Here is a 17,595-nt window from a genome sequence, read left to right as displayed (position 1 = left end):
TCAGCCGCTCTTTTTTTTCTGTCTCATAAAAGCGAGGATGGCAATCCCCGAACAGATGAGCACAAACAAACCGCCTAGCAAATACACAGTCCTCGCTCCGAATGCATCTGCAATCAATCCAACAAAGAAAATAGATAAACCGACAGATACAGAAGAAAGGACGTAATGAGCCGAGTACACCTTTGATAAATCTCGGACGGGCGTTTCCGTTTGAAGAATGGTTTGCTGCGAAACATCCCGAATTTGATAAGCAGGCCCCATCAAAATGCAAAGCAGCAAAGCAAGCCACGGCAGGCTATTCAGTGAAAAGACAATAGTCAGCACTGCATAAATGAATGAACCAGCTGCCATAAAGAGAAGAAGCTGCTTTTGAATCAACCGGCTTATCCACGCAGCCAAGAGCCCGCCTAGAATGGCGCCTGTATAATAAGCGGCGTTGATAAAACCCCACCATTCCTCACTTTCGTTTAAATCATGGGTGACAAAGGCAAGGGTAATCGCCCCGATCCACACAGCGCCCGCCATATTTTCACAAACATCCATAAAGGTCAGAGTGCGAATCGTTTTATTTGTCCAAATAATCGCCCAGCCATCCTTGAAACTGTTCATCTTATTTGCTTTTCGAACCGTGTCTTCTTGCTTGAGAAGAGGAAAAACAGGGATGAAAAACAAATAAGACAACACAATCATGAAACAAGTAATCCACATTAAATAAAAAGGACCAATCAACAGGACGAGCATTCCAGTAAACGAATAACCGGCGATTTGGACCGTTTGATGAAAAATGGAGGCTGTACTGTTCGCTTTCACAAGCTGATTTGCTGGCACAAGCATCGGCATGATGGCCTGTAATAAAGGACTGATGAATCCACCTGTGATGGAAATGAGAATAAGCGCACCAAACAGCCAGACCATATGCTGCTGAAAGAAATGAAATTGGGCTGTAAACACGATGAGCATCACAAGACGTAAAAGAGGGACCCATTTCAACAGCCGACCCGCTTGAAAGTGATCGGTCAAAACAGGAGAGATGAGCCCGGCTAATAGCTGGCAAAGCGTTCTTATTAGCGGAAATAGAGCCGCATAGGCAACAGATTGTGTATCTTGATAGATCACAAACGTGATCGTCATCACAAATAGAATATCACTTAGCATGAGAAGGCTTTTACTGCCTGTATAATACCAAAACTTGTTTCCCATATCCAACCGGCTCCTTTTCAAAAACAAGTTCAGTATAGCATGGTGATGAAGGACCTAGAGGCTTTTCATTGAAAAATACATCTTAAGGATGAGAGGATTGTGATAAGCTAAATGAAAGACATCGCAAGGAAAGGGGTTCAAATCAATGAAAGTACTACCGGCACATGAATTCTTGAATCAGCACAGCATCCCTTATGAGATCAAAGCATTTTCTTCCGAAACAGAGAAGGGAGCCGCAAATGTAGCAGCAGCCCTTGGTTTTCGTGAAAGACAAATGATCAAAACATTGATTTTTGAAACAGGGGAAGGGGAGCAGCTGCTTGTGATGGTTGGCGCAGACCAGCATATTAAGTCAGGGAAACTAAAGAAAGCGGCCGGCTCTCGTAATATTAAAATGGCATCACCAGAGAAGGTTCTGGAAGTGACGGGCTACCGAATTGGCTCGATACCGCCATTTTGCTGGCAGCCAGAAGGCTTCCGCACCATCATCGAAGCTTCGTTATTAGAGGAAGAGGTATTAGGCGTTGGAGCAGGCGAATGGGGAAATGAAATCCTCATCACACCAGAACAATTAGTGAAAGCCTCAAAGGCTGTACCGTATGACATTGTTCAACCAGCCGAATAGAAAAAAAGTGCCTGTTTCTTATGCAGGCACTTTTTTAATTTGCAGCAGGCGCCTTAAATGGATCGATATCTTTCATTTGCAGAAAGGCATCCACTGTTCTATTTTTTTCAAGATCATTCGCCCGTTTGCAGATAACAACGGGTCTGACGATTTCTATGCCTTCGATATATACGCGCCCAATCTCTTTCCGCTTGAGACTGCCTTGAACCGCATCACGGGGAACAAGTGTGATCCCATAGCCAGCTTTGATCATTTGAATCGCTTCATGAACACCGCTGAATTGTAAATCAACAGTCGGTTTTTTAATTCCTTTCGAGGTGAAAAGGGAAAAGAGCTTATCTCTTGTGGAGCTGCCTTCTTCACGCATCAAAAAAGGCTCCAGGCTCAGGCGCTCTAGCGGGACGGTTTTTCCGTTTAACGGATGGTCTGCTGGCACAATAAAATCATAGCTTAAATTCGTCAAATGGGAGGTAACGATCTCCTCATGATGCAAATCTTCAATTACAGCGATGGCCACATCTGATTCATATTGAAGCAGGCTGTCTATCACTTGAGCGGAGTTTCCGCTTTTTAATTCGATTTCTGTCTGTGGTGAAGACGTTTTAAAAGCAGCGAGCCAATCAGGCAGTAAAAAGTTGAGTGGTACGTAGGTAGAAGCGATGCGGAGACGCCCCTTTTTCCCATTTTGTAATAGCGTGATCTGATATTCTACTTCCTTTTCAGCCTCGAACACTTGCCGGGCATAAGGATACAGCATCTTTCCCATTTCTGTGAGCGCAATTCCTCGGCCGTTTCGTTTAAAAAGGCGAAAACCGATCTCTCGTTCAATGCTTCTAAGCTGAGCCGTCACAGCTGGCTGTGTCAAAGATAGTGCGTCTGCTGTTTGTGTGACGCTTTTAGTCTCTGCAACCTTTGCAAAAATCCGAAGGGCATGTAAATTCAACTTTGCACCACCTATCAATTATTTTAATGGTTTAATCAAAAACATTCATTAGATTTATTATAAAGCATCCCTTATCGTAAAGATAGCGAAGGGGGAAGGGAAAATGGATCATCGTCAAAAGCAAGTTGTGTCAATATCGCTCATCACAGCATTTGCACTTATTGGGGATTCAATGCTCTATATTGTTCTTCCAGTCTATTGGAAAGAGATTGGTTTATCATCTATTTGGGAGGTCGGGTTACTGCTGTCCATCAACCGATTCATTCGCATTCCGCTAGCGCCTGTCGTTTGGTGGCTCTATCGCTATATCCCAATGAAGACCGGTGTATTAATGGCGATTTTGATCGCGTCAGTGACCACGATATTATATGGGGTGAGCGGTTTTTGGCTGCTGCTGATCTGCCGCTGCGCATGGGGGCTTGCTTGGACGTTACTCCGTATGAGCGGGATGAGGGTTTTGGCTGAAATAGACGAAGGCTCACAAGGACATTTGACGGGTCTTTATAATGGGCTTTACCGGCTTGGCAGTTTATTTGGCATGTTATTTGGCGGGATTTTCGCCAGCTTGTTCGGCTTCCAGTCCATGACGCTTGTCTTTGGTTTACTCACATTGATAGGGTGCGTTTTTTATGTATCTTTGGATGAAATTGAAAAGAGAGAAGGCACGCAGATGTATCATGGCATCAAACAGAAGTGGTTTGCACGAGATGTTGTAAAAGTACTGATAACAGGCATGCTGGTCGCACTTATTATACAAGGTTTATTCGCATCCACGCTGAGTCATGTCATTGAAGCAAAGATCGATCAGGATGAATTTGCTCTATTTGGCTTTGTCATCGGAGCTTCGGCTTTAAGCGGTGTCATTCAAGCAATCAGGTGGGGGTGGGAACCATTTGTCGCACCGAGAACAGGCAAATGGTTTGATCGGCTTGTGATGAAGGAACGAATGCTATGCTGGATGTTTCTTTCATTTGGAGGGCTCAGTTTTCTTGGGGTCATGCTGAAGGTAAGCGGCTGGTTTCTATTGATGCTGCTTTTGATTCAGCTGCTGGCAACGATTGTAACAACGTTCACCGATACACTTGCCTTTCAAAAAGCCTCTGCTCAAACAGATAAGAACCGCTTTCTCGCCAGCTATTCTTTTGTTCAAGATATGGGGGCTGCTTTAGGGCCTTTGTGCGGGTATACATTGATCCAGTTTTTTGGAACAAACAGCGTCTTTTGGCTGATGCTCATCATAAGCTTAATGCTTGTCAGCATGTGGGTAAGAGGCGGGCAGCATGTCTCTTCTAGTGCAGTGTAAAAAAATAAAGCGTTATATAAAAAAACTGCCTCATGCAGCTGAGCGCAGGAGGCAGTCATATTCTCTTATTCTAAGTCTGAATCGTAGGCTTTTTGCGTCAGCTGGCTGACAACCTCTTTTAATCCATTTGGTTTATGGAATTCAACAGGTGTGCTTCCTTTTTCAAAGACGATTTGGTCTGCTTCGACGAGCACGACATATCGATTGTTGACCTTCGCAATATGGATCGAGTGGCCAAAGTCCGCTAGAAGCCCTTTGATTTCTGTTTCACCTAGACGCATTTTCATTGTGATATCAGGGGTTTGTTCCACAATGTGAGATGCTGCTAGTGTGACCTGTTCTGTATCGAGTGTTTCTCTAATTTCTCGTTTTTCACTCGCTTCCCATATTTCAAGGTCCTCTTCAAATTGCTTTAATTCTTCACTTTCATCCTGTAATGTTTCAAATACTTGTTCCTGCACCATATTCATGACCTGTGATTTCATGATTTCAGGCATAGATTCCCCGTATTCGACGAATTTCAGAAAGTCCTCAAAATAACGAGCATGTGAGGATTGGTGAATTTTCACTTCGGCTTCCTCTGTCATGCCCTCTTCTGGCATAAACGGATATTGAATCGATTTCATGTTTTTTGTTGTAATGGCCATTTCGACTTTTTTGATCAAGGTAGATGTATCAGCGATAGAAGCCACTTTCTGTTCAAAATCGCATTTCATAATAAAGACAAAGGAGTCATCAAAATATTTTTTAGGGACAGCAGACGCAACTAAAAAAACGCCGCCTCTGACAGCACTTGTATCTAAATACGTGCGAACAAACTGTTCGCTGCATTCATTAAATACTTCTTTTGTATCGGCAAATCTCGTTTGATGAAATAAATTGTAGTTTGGATTTGAATCGAGTTCATGACCGGGTTCGACAATGAATCGGCCAATTTTGGTTGGTACTTGTTCAGATTTAGGGTGTCTGTCCACTTTTCGTTTGACGATTTTTTTCAGCTCGCCATCTAAAAAGTCCTTCAGCTCACTTTGTTCAAATTCCTCTTGATCTAATGTTTGATAATGCTTGAACCGTTTATTTGCTTGTTCATCTTTGCCTTCGATTTCTACGACAAAGAATGATAGAAAACGTATCGTAAAATCCATTGATTGGTCACCACTTTTTCTTCTTCGGATATGTTGAGTATAGAAAAAGGAGTGAAAATCGTCAACGAATGCAGAAATATCGTGTCATTATTTCCCGAGAAATGTTTAGTGAAAAACACTTGATAATAATTATCATTCTTGATAGAATGATAAAAGAAAAGAAGGAACCTGCCAGTTCCTTCATCTCAGCAAAACAACTTATTTTGTTTCAAATGTTTCGCAATCAGTTTCGGCATTGCGAGTCACATCAGTCATTGTGTTTTTACCAATTTTAATGGTAGAAGCAGTACAGCTGTTATCAGCCCAAAAACGGCAAGAGTTCACTTCACAAAGTACGTTTTGTGCCATGAGAATTCACCTCCGTGATTCATATTGAGAATGAAGCAAGCTGCCACTTGAATTCATTCCATCTAGTAGTCTCTTTATAAAAAGAGGCTGTTTGTGCTGATGATGCACATGTTTATCATACCATCTACCCTGATAATATACAATTTAAACTTTGAAAGAGCGAGAATACAAATCTCGCTCTTTTTTTATTTGTAAAAATAGTTAAATGCTAGGTGGCACCATCTCTCATTTCGACATATGAATAGAGTAGATTCAAAACCTGATGTCGGACAAAGTATGAGGGTACATGTACTGATTTTCCGCATGAAGATAAGGTTTTCAATCAAAAATTTTCATAGAGAGATGAGGGGAGAAGATGAAAGCAGTCATTCTCTGCGGAGGAAAGGGAACGAGAATGAGTGAGGTCACACAAGCGCTTCCTAAACCACTTGCTATGATCGGAGATCGGCCTATTCTATGGCATATTATGAAAATCTATCAGTATTACGGAGTAGATGAGTTTATCTTATTGCTTGGATATAAAGGAGAGAAGATCAAAGAGTATTTCCTGAACTACGACTGGCTGCATCACAGCATGCAGCTCGATATGGCGACAGGAGATATGAAGCTTTTAGGAAAGTCAGAGAACTGGAAAATCACCTTTTTAGATACGGGTGAGGAGACGATGACAGGCGGACGGTTAAAGCAGGCACAGGACTACATTGGGGGTGAGACATTCATGATGACATATGGTGATGGACTTGCCAATATCAATATGTTTCATCTGCTGAAGCGTCATCAGGATCTTGGGGCAGCTGCGACTGTCACAGGAATTGAAAAGAAGTCCCAGTACGGGACACTGAAGGTGTATAACGGGATGGCACAATCCTTCTCTGAGAAGACAGACAGTGTCGGGATGATCAATGGAGGGTTTTTTGTGTTGTCTCCAAAGGTATTTGACTATTTGACAGACGATGATCAATGCGTGTTTGAAGCGGAGCCTCTGCAAAATCTGGCGAATGATGGAGAGCTTGCGGTTTATGAGCACCACGGATTTTGGACAGCGATCGATACGTATAAGAACCTGAAGGAAATCAATGGCATGTGGACAAATGGAAAACAACCATGGAAGGTTTGGTGACGGCATGAGCGGATTTTGGAATGGGAAAAACGTATTTGTGACTGGATGTACAGGACTATTGGGAAGCTATCTCGTCAAGGAATTGATTGATCAAGGTGCAAACGTAACTGGGCTTGTGCGTGATCAGGTGCCTCGATCGAATTTATATCAAGGCAGTCAATTCGAAAAGATGAATGTGGTGCAAGGTGCATTGGAGGATATGCAAACGATTGAACGTGCGTTAGGAGAATACGAAATTGATACTGTCTTCCATTTGGCGGCGCAGGCCATTGTTGGGGTCGCAAATAGACACCCTGTTTCTACATTTGAAGCCAATATTTTAGGGACATGGAATGTACTGGAGGCTTGCAGAAGACAGTCGCTGATCAAACGAGTCATCGTGGCATCAAGTGACAAAGCATACGGCGATCAGGAGCAGCTTCCATACGATGAAGATATGCCGTTAAATGGGAAACATCCGTATGATGTATCGAAGAGCTGTGCAGATTTAATTTCTCACACGTATTACAACACATATGGTCTTCCGGTTTGTATTACACGCTGCGGCAATTTATACGGGGGCGGGGATTTAAATTTCAACAGAATCATTCCGCAAACCATCCAGCTTGTGCTAGAAGGAGAGGCGCCTGAAATTAGAAGTGACGGGACATTTATTCGTGATTACTTCTACATTGAAGATGCGGTCAAGGCTTATTTGCTGCTAGCTGAGAAGATGGAGGAAAAAGGGCTCGCTGGAGAAGCATTTAACTTTAGTAATGAAATTCAGCTGACGGTGCTTGAGCTCGTGGATAAGATTTTAAAGGCGATGGGCAGTGAACTGAAGCCGCGTATTTTAAACCAAGGAACGCATGAGATTAAGCATCAATATTTGTCGGCAGAAAAGGCGAGAAAGCTGCTTGATTGGAAGCCTGACTACTCCATTGATGAAGGTTTAGAGAAGACGATTGAATGGTATCGCGAATTCTTTCAAAAATAGAGGTGTAAGTAGATGAACAGCATATATTGTACGGTTCTATCGAGTGGAAGACTTTATCAAGCCATTGCGTTTTTCTTATCATTGAAGCAAGTAGAAGATGATGCTGTCATCAAGACGTTATGTATGGATGATGCTGCATTTGATCTGCTTCATCAAATGAATTTTCCTCATGTTGATCTTGTTCATGTACGGGAGCTCGAAACGCCGGAGCTGCTGGAGAAAAAAGAGGAACGGGATGCCTCGGAATATTGCTGGACATTAAAGCCGATTTGGATTGAGTGGTTATTTGAACAGGAGCAGGCAGAGGGCGTAACCTATCTTGATGCGGATTTGTTCTTTTATGAGAGCCCGAAAGCGATTTTTCAACATCAGCCGAATGCCTCTGTTTTACTCTCGAGAGGGGATATTGTGATTCCGAGCTTCGATCCTGAGGAAGTGAAGATGCTTCAGAAGCTTTTAGGACGATATAACTCAGGCTTCCTGTATTTTAAAGGAGATGAAGCCGGCCGGAAATGCCTCAGCTGGTGGAAAGAAGAATGCTTGAAGGAATGCAAAAATGCGCCGGGAGAAGGCAAGTTTGGCGATCAAGGATATCTCGATCATATGCCGAAGCTGTTTGAAAAAGTGGAAGATATTCAAACAAAAGGCGTGAATATTGGTCATTGGAATTATGGGCAGCATTCTTATCGGGAAGAGAATGGACGTATTTTGCTGGAGGATGGGCATCCGCTCATTTGCTATCATTTCAGCGGCTTTCGCATCGTGAGCAAGGATGAGATGCAGCAAATTCATGAAAAAGGGAGAAATGATCTGCCATTTTTCCAAGAAGCCTATCGAAACGTGCTGCGCCATGTGATTGAATCTGTTGAGCAGGTCGATCCGCTGTTTAACGGCTATGCCAAATTGGAGGGGGATGACGCATGAATGAGAAGCCAAAGGTAAGCGTCATTATTCCGAGCTATAATGCCAAAGAGCGTTTAGAAGGGAGTCTTTTTTCCTTAACGCTTCAGGATACGGATATACCATTTGAGGTGATTGTCGCTGATAATGGGTCAACGGACGGCACGATGGAAATGCTTGAGAACATTGAGGTGAATTTCCCGTTTAAAAAGGTACGTATTCCTGTCAATCAAGGGATTGCCAAGGGTCGCAATCATGCCATTCGCGAGGCGGAGGGAGACCTGCTGATATTCCATGACAGCGATATGCTGGCAGAGCCGCAATTTATTCAAAAGCATGCGGAGGCACATGCTGTTCATGAGGACCTTGTGATTTGTGGTGTATGCTGGAAGCGGATTTATCGTTATTTTTACGAAGCATTTGATAAGGATCATATCAATCGGTTGAAAAAGCAAGGCTTGTATAAGCGGAAAATGAAAGATAAAACGCCTCTTTTATCAATGAAGGAAGTTGAAAATGGTGGATTTCTAGAGAAAAGCTTCGATTTGCAGTCTGAGTTTATTGATATTCTCAAAGACATTTTGCGCACGTATAACTATGATTTAGGCTCTTATGAGCTGCCGTGGCGATTTTTTATTACGAATAACTCCTCTGTCAAACGTAAGCATGTCATGGCACTCGGGATGTTTGATGAAAATATCGTTCGGTACGGGTTTGAAGATTATGATTTAGGAATTCGTCTGCATCAGCTTGGTCTCTCGTTTGAATTGCGAGAGGATATCATGAGTGTGCATCAGGAGCATCCAAGTAATTTAACGTCATTTGATGACATCAAATATAACATTTTGTATATGTGCGAGAAGTACAACAATATTGATGCCATTGATGTCCATTTGGCTTTCTCTGGTCCATTTTCTCACACCGTCACAAATGACATTGTGAAAGAGGTCCGGCAGCTGCGTGAAAATCCGGCATTCGATGGTCTGCTTTCTTATTTTTTAGAGCTGCTTCATTTGATCACAGAGCGGAATGTAGGTATCAAACGCGATAAAAAAGATCAGCTGACAGCAAAGCATGTCCCTTTGAAAAAGCTGTCAGAGGCAGCGCAGCTTGCACGGCAGGAATATGGCTGCACAGTGCTTGTAGAAGCCATTCAAGGGCTGACGAAAGAGCTATTACGCGTTGATTTGTTTCAAGTGGATGTGTTGTAGATGGCATCTTATCATTTTACAACCATTGTGTCGAATACCCATATTTTTAAGCTTTTGGCGCTGATTCATTCGCTTGAACAAACCGCCCATTCATTCAAGCTGTCGGTTTTATGTGCGGACCCATTGGCTTACAAGGTGTTAAGTGAATTCCCTCATCCGCACGTTCAATATGAACAGCTTGAAGACATTGAAGATGACATGCTGCGAAAGGCAAAAGATGATCGGACGTTCCATGAGTATTGCTGGACGTTAAAGCCTGCTTTTCTGCTCAAAATCCTTGAGTCCTCAGAAGCGGATTATCTCGCCCATTTGGATACGGATTTGTATTTTTATCATGATCCAGAGGCGGTATTTGCAGAGAATCCGCTCGCTCATTTATTTTTGACGGATCATATGAATTCCAAGCGGTTCTATCACTTTTATGAGTTGTCTGGCCGCTTTAATACTGGATTTGTCGGCTGCCGCAACACAGACGTTGCCAAACAGGCGGTCACACAATGGAAGGATAACTGTCTTGCACACTGTACAGTAGAAATGGATACAGAAAATAAGACGTATGGAGATCAGCGGTATGTTGAAAGATGGATCGATGATTTTGAAGGGGTCCATGTGGTGACATCTAAAGGAGCCAATGCCGCCATTTGGAATATTGAAAACTACAAGCTTTCAGTTGTGAAAGGGGATATGTATCTCGACGAATGTCCACTCTTGTTCTATCATTTTTCTGCCTTTACGATCATTGATGAGAATACCTTTAATCTTAATTGGTATTACTATATGACTGAACAAAATCTAGTGGATCATCTATATATTCCGTATGCCGATTTGGTTCATCAAAAAATTAAACAGGTGCAAAAGGTCTTTCCAGAATTTCAGCAAGGGTTTATTGCAAAGAAGCACGTTCCTGACACGCATTTTTATGAGATATGAAAAAACCGCTCAATAACTGAGCGGTTTTCTCCTTTTTATGATTCATTCCATTTGGAGATGGTTTGATCGCTAGGTAGTAAGAAGGCCAGGATGCCTAATATCGGTAAAAAGGCGACTCCGATCATGGTAGGCGTTAAACCGAAGGCATCAATGAATGAGCCTAGAGCGACTGATCCAATTGCACCCATACCAAACGCAAGCCCAACAGTTAAACCAGACATTGTGCCAATTTTCCCGGGAAATAGTTCTTGAGCATAAACGACTGTGACAGAGAAGCTTGATGTCAGAATGACCCCAATCAGTCCAAGTAAAACATAAGCAAAAACAGGTCCGGCAAATGGCAGCAGCAGGGCAAGCGGAAAGGAAGCCAATAAGGAAATTAAAATCACGGTTTTCTTGCCGAAGCGGTCTGCAAGCGGTCCGCCTAAAAATGTCCCAATTGCACCTAGAATGAGAAATAAGAAAATATAAGTCTGTGATTCTTTAATCGTCAATCCATATTGTTCAATCGCATAAAACGCATAGAAATTCGATATCGCATTCCCATACCAAGAGCGGGCAAAGATGAGAAAGACGATAATGCCAAGTGCTGTGAGTGCTGACTTACGATGAATATCAGATCTTGCAGCTTTTGCTGGAGCCTTTTTCGCTTGAGCTCGAATGGTTTGAAGTCTTCCTGCGTACCATCTTGAAATATAAAGAAGGAAACCGACAGCAATCATTCCAACAATCGTAAACCAAGCCACGCCTGGCTGACCGAGAGGGACGAGCATTAATGCAGCGATCAGCGGAGCAAAGGCTTGACCTGTATTTCCGCCTACTTGATAGATGGACTGTGCAAGTCCTCGTCTTGGACCAGCTGCCATGTTGGCAACACGAGAGCCCTCTGGATGGAAAATTGCAGAGCCGAGTCCGATAAAGACAACGCAAAGCAAAATGGTGGCAAAGGAAGGCGCAAACGCAAGCCCGAATATACCGACAGCACTAGAAAATAAAGCAATCGGGAGTGCATAAGGCATCGGCCGTTTATCTGTATACCACCCAATAGCGGGCTGCATGACGGAGGAGACCATATTTAATGTAAAGGCAATCAGCCCTAATTGTGTAAAGGTCAGCCCCATTGAGCGTTCTAAAATAGGGAACATCGCAGGAATAACGGCTTGCAATGTGTCGTTCAGCATATGGCAAATGCCAATAATCAATAAAATGGGGTAAACCGTTGATCCGGTGACAGAATTTTGAGGTTTATCCTTTGTACGAGCAGCAATAGCCAATGAGACTTCCTCCTTTCATTCAACTGTTTTCTATTTTGCATTCTTCTCATTTTATTCATAAGGTGAACTATAAAACAATAGCAAATTGTCATGATTTAGAAAAAAGAGACACAAGTGCTTGTGTCTCTAAAGGGTTATTGATAAAAAGATGCGATCACAGGCTTCATTTTTTGAATGACGAGTCCGCTTCCGCCGCGGTTTTTCACACCTTCAATCATGCCGACGAGGACGTAATCTTCTTTTTTAGGATTAAATGCAAGTAAAAATCCATTTTCAGAACCGTCTGTTGCCCCTTGTTTGCTCTTCAGCTCTGCCGTTCCTGTTTTAGCGGCAATATCAGTTCCTTCAATTTGTAAGGAGTGAGCTGTACCGTTTGGACTGGTCACGACCTGAGTCAGCGCGTCTTTCACTGAGTTTGCCGAGTCTTCTTTGATGATTTGTTTTGGTGATGCTGTTTTTTCATCTTGAACGACTCGAGGATAGACAAGCTTGCCTCCTGTTGCAAATGGAGAATAGGCATGTACTTGTTCAATCGGTGACATGAGTAATTCGCCTTGGCCATAGGCAGAGTCAGCAAGTAAGATGTCCGATTGAATGCCATCGTTCGATACTTGTGCTGGTTTCATTGTAAATGGCATGTGCAAATCTTCGCCAAACCCAAATGCTTTTACTTTTTTCTCGTAGGTGTCTTTGCCAATTTCCAGTGCTTCCTGTCCGAAGTAAATATTGTCTGAGTACACGAGGGCATCGACCATATTTACGTTTTCTTTATCGTGAACCCGTGTAATTCGATAATTGCCCCAAGATTGATCCTTTTGCCATTTCAGTCCATGAATGGTGCGTACTTTATTAGGTTTTGTGACACCTGTTTCCAGCCCAATGGCCGCTGTAATGGTTTTGAATGTAGACCCTGGTGCATACCGGCTCGCATAGCGAGCTTGGAATGGGAGGTCTGGGTTTTCACTGTATACCTGATATTGCTTAGGTGTGATCCCATTTGTCATGAGATTGACATCGTAGGAAGGGGCGCTGACAAGCGCTAATAGATCCCCCGATGATGGATTCATGATCGTGACGGCCCCTTTTTCACCTTTTAGCTGTTCATAGGTTTTTTTCTGTAAAGAAGCATCAATGGTCAGCTTCACTGTTTTTCCATCTTTTCGATCTGATTTTTGCAATGTTTCTTCAATGCCTGTTTCATCATGGACGATCAGAATGCTTCCGCCATCTTGTCCACGCAGGTTTTTGTCAAACGTAAATTCAAGGCCGGTTTTGCCGATGATTTGATCTGCTTTTAATGCCGGATTTCTTTTGATATCATCTGCATTTGCTTTTCCGACATAGCCGGTGAGATGGGCGGCGGCTTCGTTATAAGGATAGTAACGCATTTCCTTCGTTTGATAGGTGACGCCTTTTACCTCCTTTGGAATCGGCTTTTGCTCTAACATTGATTTGAGCGGGACAAACGTGTCGTCTGTGACCCATGCTTGTTTCAGCTGATTGTCAATCAGTTCTTCGTCTATATCAAACGCCTTGCTGATTTTTTTGATATTGCGTTCTTTTTCTTTCCCTGTTCCGAGTTTACCTGGGATGATGCCAAGTGCGTTTCCACCAGTTGTTTCTGCCAGCGTACGCCCTTTTCGGTCTACAATGTTTCCACGGACAGCAGGGTCTGATTTGACTTTGATAGTATCTCCCTTCTCCATTTGCGGGAAGATGAGATTTGGCTTCCAGTCCACTTTCCACTTGTCATCTTCTTCTGAGAGAACGCCCTTGTAAGAAAGCTTGTGCAGCTTGCCAAAAGACGTTTTCATTGTCACATCATAGGAAAATTGATACCCATTTCCTTTGTCCTGTTTTTCGACGTTGAGCTTTGATATGTTCAGATCATAAGCACCAATTCCGTTAAAGATATTGTCATATTTTTCGGCTAGTTGTTTTTTTGAGAAGTCATTGGCTTTCAAAGACGCACTCGTTACCTCATCAGCCAGCTTCGTAAAGTCTTTCTTCTCCAATTGTTTCGTAAAGGATTCAGCCGCTTTTAAAGCCTCTTTTTCTTTTGAGAAAAGAGTATCTTTTAAGAAAAAGAGAGCAGCTGCTATCACGATGATGCTGAGAAGAGGAATAATGAATTTTTTCTGTTTCCAAAATGATTTTCTTTGATCCGTATACAATGAAAACACCTCAATTTTTGATTAGATCTTCTATATTTTACAGTGATTGCACATGATTTGTATAGTTTCTCCTATGAAAATAGACCAAGGCATCATGTCATGGTTTTGGAAATGGGAGTGAAATGACAGCTGTTTTTATGAAAGATATCTTCATTTTTTCTTATGATTAAAAGGATTTCTTAAGAGATCATCGAATGTGGAAAATTAGAAAAAATATGACAAGCGCTTTCAATAGGGGGAATTGTTATCGTTTATAAAAAAGTGAATGTAATTGGACTTATTCTTGGACCGACACTTTTCTTGCTCGTTCTGTTTCTCATACCTGAAGATGAATTGACCTATGCTGCGAGGGTAGTCTTGGGCATTACGGCTTGGACGGCAACATGGTGGGTGACAGAAGCACTGCCCATACCTGCAACATCTTTATTGCCCATCATCCTACTGCCGACACTTGGCGGGCTTTCTATGGAACAGACATCAAGGGCTTATGGAGATCCGATCGTCTTTATGTACATGGGAGGATTTATGATCGCTATTGCCATTGAAAAATGGAACTTACATAGAAGAATGGCCTTACACATTTTAAGGGTGATTGGCACTAGAAGTGACCGCATTGTATTAGGTGTCATGATCGCGACTGCTTTTTTATCTATGTGGATTTCGAATGCAGCGACAGCCCTGATGATGCTCCCGGTGGCACTTGCAGTGATTAAAGAGGTCAAGGCTAATGAAGTCTTATCTGGTCCATCTCTTGATCGATTCAGTAAAAGCATCTTATTGTCGGTTGCGTATTCAGCGTCAATTGGTGGTCTAGCAACACTTGTCGGATCTGTGCCAAATGCTGTGTTTGCTGCGATGTCAAAAAAGCTATTAGATCGGGAAATTATGTTTTTTGAATGGTTTTTGTTTGGTTTTCCTGTTGCGATGATTCTGCTCATTCTCTTATTTCTGTATTTGACCAAGGTACAGTTCAAGGTAGAGCACACAGGTGAAATGAGTGTAGCGTTCATTCGAAAGGGATTAGAGAATTTAGGAAAAATGAAACAAGAGGAAAAATGGGTGTTTGTTGTTTTTCTCATGACGGCGTTTTTGTGGATTTTTAAGCTCTTTTTGTTTGGAGGGATCACCGTATCTGATACGTCTATCGCCATTTTCGGTGCCATGCTGTTATTTCTCATTCCAGCAACAAATGGTGAGAGAATATTAGAATGGCAGGATATGAAACAGCTGCCGTGGGGGCTTTTGCTTTTGTTTGGAGGTGGGCTTTCGCTCGCTACGGGCTTTGCAGAAACCAATCTAACGGGATGGATTGGGGAAAATCTACAGCATTTACATGGGCTTTCGTATATCGTGCTGTTGATCATTTTAACGGGAGCGATTTTGTTTATGACTGAAATTATGTCAAATACAGCTGTTGCCAATATGATTATTCCGATTACGGTAGGGCTTGGGCTTGCGATTGGCATGGAGCCATATGGGTTAATGGCTGCGGCTGCTTTGGCTTCTTCATGTGCGTTTATGCTGCCGATCTCCACACCGCCAAACGCCGCTGTCTTTAGTGCGGACGTGCTGAAAATATCTGATATGGTCAGGGCAGGCTTTTGGTTAAATATCATCAGTATTGTGGTGATTGTCCTTGCGGTGTATTTCTGGCTCCCGATTGTGCTTAAAAGCTGAGCGGGTTACGAAGGTGGCTTTGATCGAATCGAGACGTCGGTGTTTTTGTTTCTTTTGGCTTCGGTGCTGGTGTGGATTATTTGATGTGAGTGTCCTTTGGCGTGTAATAAGCGTGTTAGATCCAGATATGGTGGACTCAAATTCAGCCAAAAACAGCGTGATTTAAGCAAAAAAAAGAGACCGGGAATCCCCGTGTCTCTTTTCTAATGTGTTTCATTAAGATGGCTTTTTCGTCTTGCATAGGTGAAGTAAACAACGACACCAATGGCTACCCAGATAAGGAAGGCTCTCCAAGTCACCCATGAAAGGGTCGTCGCAAGTGTGATACAAATGACCGCACTGATAATCGGAAGAACAGGCACGAATGGTACTTTAAACGCTGCTTTGACATTCGGGTGCTTTTTCCGTAAAACGATGACGGCAATTGAAATCACCGTAAAGGCTGCAAGTGTACCGATACTCACTAAATTCGCAAGCGTCGATAAATTCACAAAACCTACGATACATGCTGCGACAGCACCTGTCAGCCAAGTGTTGGCAACAGGTGTTTGCGATTTTGGATGAACATTTGAGAAAATTTTTGGCATGAGTCCATCACGGCTCATCGCAAAGGTTAAGCGAACCTGCGCATAGACCAAGGCAATTAAAACCGTTGTGATCCCAATAATGGCACCGGCTGATATGATACCTGCCACACTATGAAGGCCAACGACTTGAAGAGCAAATGCGACAGGGTCACTGACATTCAGTTTCGTATAGTGAACCATGCCGGTTAAGACAAAGGACACACCGATGTATAAAATGGTACAAACACCGAGCGCCCCGATAATGCCGATCGGCATCGCCTTTTGCGGATTTTTGACTTCTTCAGATGCATTGGCGATCGCATCAAATCCGAGATAAGCAAAAAAGACTGTTGCCGCGCCTGCGATTACTCCTTCAAAGCCCATCGGCATAAAGGGTGTCCAGTTTTCAGGTTTGACGTAAGCAAAGCCTGAAATGATAAAGAGAAGGACGATGGCAATTTTGATTAACACAATGATGTTATTCAGCTTCGTGCTTTCTTTGACGCCTCTTGAGACGATAAAGGTGATGAGTAAAATAATAAGTGCGCCTGGAAGGTTAAAGACGGCACCATCAGCGGCTCCAGGTGCAGCTGATAAAGCCTTCGGTATGTGCAGACCGAATCCACTGAGCAGTGATTGAAAATAGGACGACCATCCACTTGCTACAGCAGAGAGCGCAATGACATATTCAAGCATGAGATCCCAGCCCATTAAGAAGGCAAGAAATTCCCCAAGTGTGGCGTAGGAATACGTATAGACGCTTCCTGAGACAGGAATGGACGAGGAGAATTCAGCGTAGCAAAAAGCAGCAAGGGCGCATGCGATCGCAGCCAAAATAAAAGATATAATAATCGCAGGTCCCGCATCCTTTGCTGCCGCAACCCCCGTAATCACAAAGATACCAGTCCCGACCACGCAGCCAATGCCAAGCAAGATTAAATCAAACGTATTTAACGATCGGCTAAGCCGCTTCGTTTGACTTTCAAGCATGAGCTGGTCGAGAGACTTTTTTCGAAATAAAGAACTCATGTTGACCTCCTAATGGATAAATCTTTTCGTAAGACGAATGTTAGTATATGCGTAATTGACAATTTAGTCAATTGGTTGAAAAACGCTTTAAATCATTAAAGTGTTAAACATCACAATCGAATTTGTGCATAAAAAGAGACATCCGCTGGCAGGTGGAAGGCGGATGTGGTGACG

General features: G+C 42.9%; 15 protein-coding genes. 8 read left to right on the top strand and 7 right to left on the bottom strand.

Features of this window, described 5'->3' with window-relative positions; translation table 11 throughout:
• Positions 1-1,200 carry an MFS transporter gene (locus ACSSTM_RS08440; protein ID WP_034664584.1) on the bottom strand — a complete coding sequence of 400 codons (1,200 nt, stop codon included), beginning with the start codon at positions 1,198-1,200 and terminating at the stop codon, positions 1-3.
• 145 nt (positions 1,201-1,345) lie between these two features.
• Between ACSSTM_RS08440 and ACSSTM_RS08435 the strand changes: the two genes are divergently transcribed.
• Positions 1,346-1,825: an aminoacyl-tRNA deacylase gene (locus ACSSTM_RS08435; RefSeq protein WP_060595726.1), complete on the top strand. Its 480-nt coding sequence runs from the start codon at positions 1,346-1,348 to the stop codon at positions 1,823-1,825.
• 34 nt (positions 1,826-1,859) lie between these two features.
• Here the strand turns inward: ACSSTM_RS08435 and ACSSTM_RS08430 are convergent, their stop codons facing one another.
• Positions 1,860-2,768, bottom strand: coding sequence for a LysR family transcriptional regulator (locus tag ACSSTM_RS08430; RefSeq protein ID WP_095286000.1), 909 nt, complete (start codon positions 2,766-2,768; stop codon positions 1,860-1,862).
• 103 nt (positions 2,769-2,871) lie between these two features.
• On the opposite strand from ACSSTM_RS08430, the gene ACSSTM_RS08425 reads away from it, so the two are divergent.
• Positions 2,872-4,071: an MFS transporter gene (locus ACSSTM_RS08425; RefSeq protein ID WP_106038412.1), complete on the top strand. Its 1,200-nt coding sequence runs from the start codon at positions 2,872-2,874 to the stop codon at positions 4,069-4,071.
• Positions 4,072-4,136: 65 nt separating this feature from the next.
• Here the strand turns inward: ACSSTM_RS08425 and ACSSTM_RS08420 are convergent, their stop codons facing one another.
• Both ACSSTM_RS08420 and ACSSTM_RS08415 read right to left on the bottom strand, forming a co-directional pair.
• Complete coding sequence (locus ACSSTM_RS08420) at positions 4,137-5,216, bottom strand: DUF3900 domain-containing protein (RefSeq protein ID WP_012009211.1); 1,080 nt, start codon at positions 5,214-5,216, stop codon at positions 4,137-4,139.
• A 198-nt stretch (positions 5,217-5,414) separates the two neighbouring features.
• Entirely contained in the window at positions 5,415-5,564 is a 150-nt protein-coding gene (locus tag ACSSTM_RS08415; RefSeq protein ID WP_003213883.1) for a DUF1540 domain-containing protein, read from the bottom strand.
• 355 nt (positions 5,565-5,919) lie between these two features.
• Between ACSSTM_RS08415 and rfbF the strand changes: the two genes are divergently transcribed.
• From rfbF to ACSSTM_RS08390, 5 genes are read left to right on the top strand one after another with little or no spacing between them, the layout of a single operon-like run.
• Positions 5,920-6,684: a glucose-1-phosphate cytidylyltransferase gene (gene rfbF, locus ACSSTM_RS08410; protein ID WP_437404130.1), complete on the top strand. Its 765-nt coding sequence runs from the start codon at positions 5,920-5,922 to the stop codon at positions 6,682-6,684.
• A gap of 4 nt (positions 6,685-6,688) precedes the next feature.
• Positions 6,689-7,660 (top strand): GDP-mannose 4,6-dehydratase, encoded by a 972-nt coding sequence (locus ACSSTM_RS08405; protein ID WP_437404291.1) that lies wholly within the window; start codon positions 6,689-6,691, stop codon positions 7,658-7,660.
• A gap of 12 nt (positions 7,661-7,672) precedes the next feature.
• Positions 7,673-8,584: a putative nucleotide-diphospho-sugar transferase gene (locus ACSSTM_RS08400; protein ID WP_095285996.1), complete on the top strand. Its 912-nt coding sequence runs from the start codon at positions 7,673-7,675 to the stop codon at positions 8,582-8,584.
• Positions 8,581-9,771 (top strand): glycosyltransferase family 2 protein, encoded by a 1,191-nt coding sequence (locus ACSSTM_RS08395; protein ID WP_095285995.1) that lies wholly within the window; start codon positions 8,581-8,583, stop codon positions 9,769-9,771. The genes ACSSTM_RS08400 and ACSSTM_RS08395 overlap by 4 nt, the downstream gene beginning before the upstream one ends.
• On the top strand, positions 9,772-10,701 hold the full coding sequence (locus tag ACSSTM_RS08390; RefSeq protein WP_095285994.1) for a putative nucleotide-diphospho-sugar transferase: 930 nt from the start codon (positions 9,772-9,774) through the stop codon (positions 10,699-10,701).
• A gap of 35 nt (positions 10,702-10,736) precedes the next feature.
• On the opposite strand, the gene ACSSTM_RS08385 is transcribed toward ACSSTM_RS08390, so the two are convergent.
• Both ACSSTM_RS08385 and pbp4 read right to left on the bottom strand, forming a co-directional pair.
• On the bottom strand, positions 10,737-11,975 hold the full coding sequence (locus ACSSTM_RS08385; RefSeq protein WP_034664564.1) for an MFS transporter: 1,239 nt from the start codon (positions 11,973-11,975) through the stop codon (positions 10,737-10,739).
• 134 nt (positions 11,976-12,109) lie between these two features.
• Positions 12,110-14,149 carry a penicillin-binding protein PBP4(5) gene (gene pbp4, locus ACSSTM_RS08380; RefSeq protein WP_437404129.1) on the bottom strand — a complete coding sequence of 680 codons (2,040 nt, stop codon included), beginning with the start codon at positions 14,147-14,149 and terminating at the stop codon, positions 12,110-12,112.
• A gap of 261 nt (positions 14,150-14,410) precedes the next feature.
• On the opposite strand from pbp4, the gene ACSSTM_RS08375 reads away from it, so the two are divergent.
• Positions 14,411-15,826, top strand: a complete 1,416-nt coding sequence (locus tag ACSSTM_RS08375; protein WP_034664557.1) for an SLC13 family permease — start codon at positions 14,411-14,413, stop codon at positions 15,824-15,826.
• 203 nt (positions 15,827-16,029) lie between these two features.
• Here the strand turns inward: ACSSTM_RS08375 and ACSSTM_RS08370 are convergent, their stop codons facing one another.
• A complete protein-coding gene (locus tag ACSSTM_RS08370) occupies positions 16,030-17,421 on the bottom strand; it encodes an amino acid permease (RefSeq protein ID WP_034664554.1) in 1,392 nt (463 codons plus the stop codon).
• Positions 17,422-17,595 lie beyond the last annotated feature (174 nt).

The sequence above is a fragment of the Bacillus sp. RK1064 genome, assembly GCF_051488405.1.
Classification (GTDB): Bacteria; Bacillota; Bacilli; order Bacillales; family Bacillaceae; genus Bacillus.
This window is presented reverse-complemented; position numbering and strand designations above follow the sequence as displayed.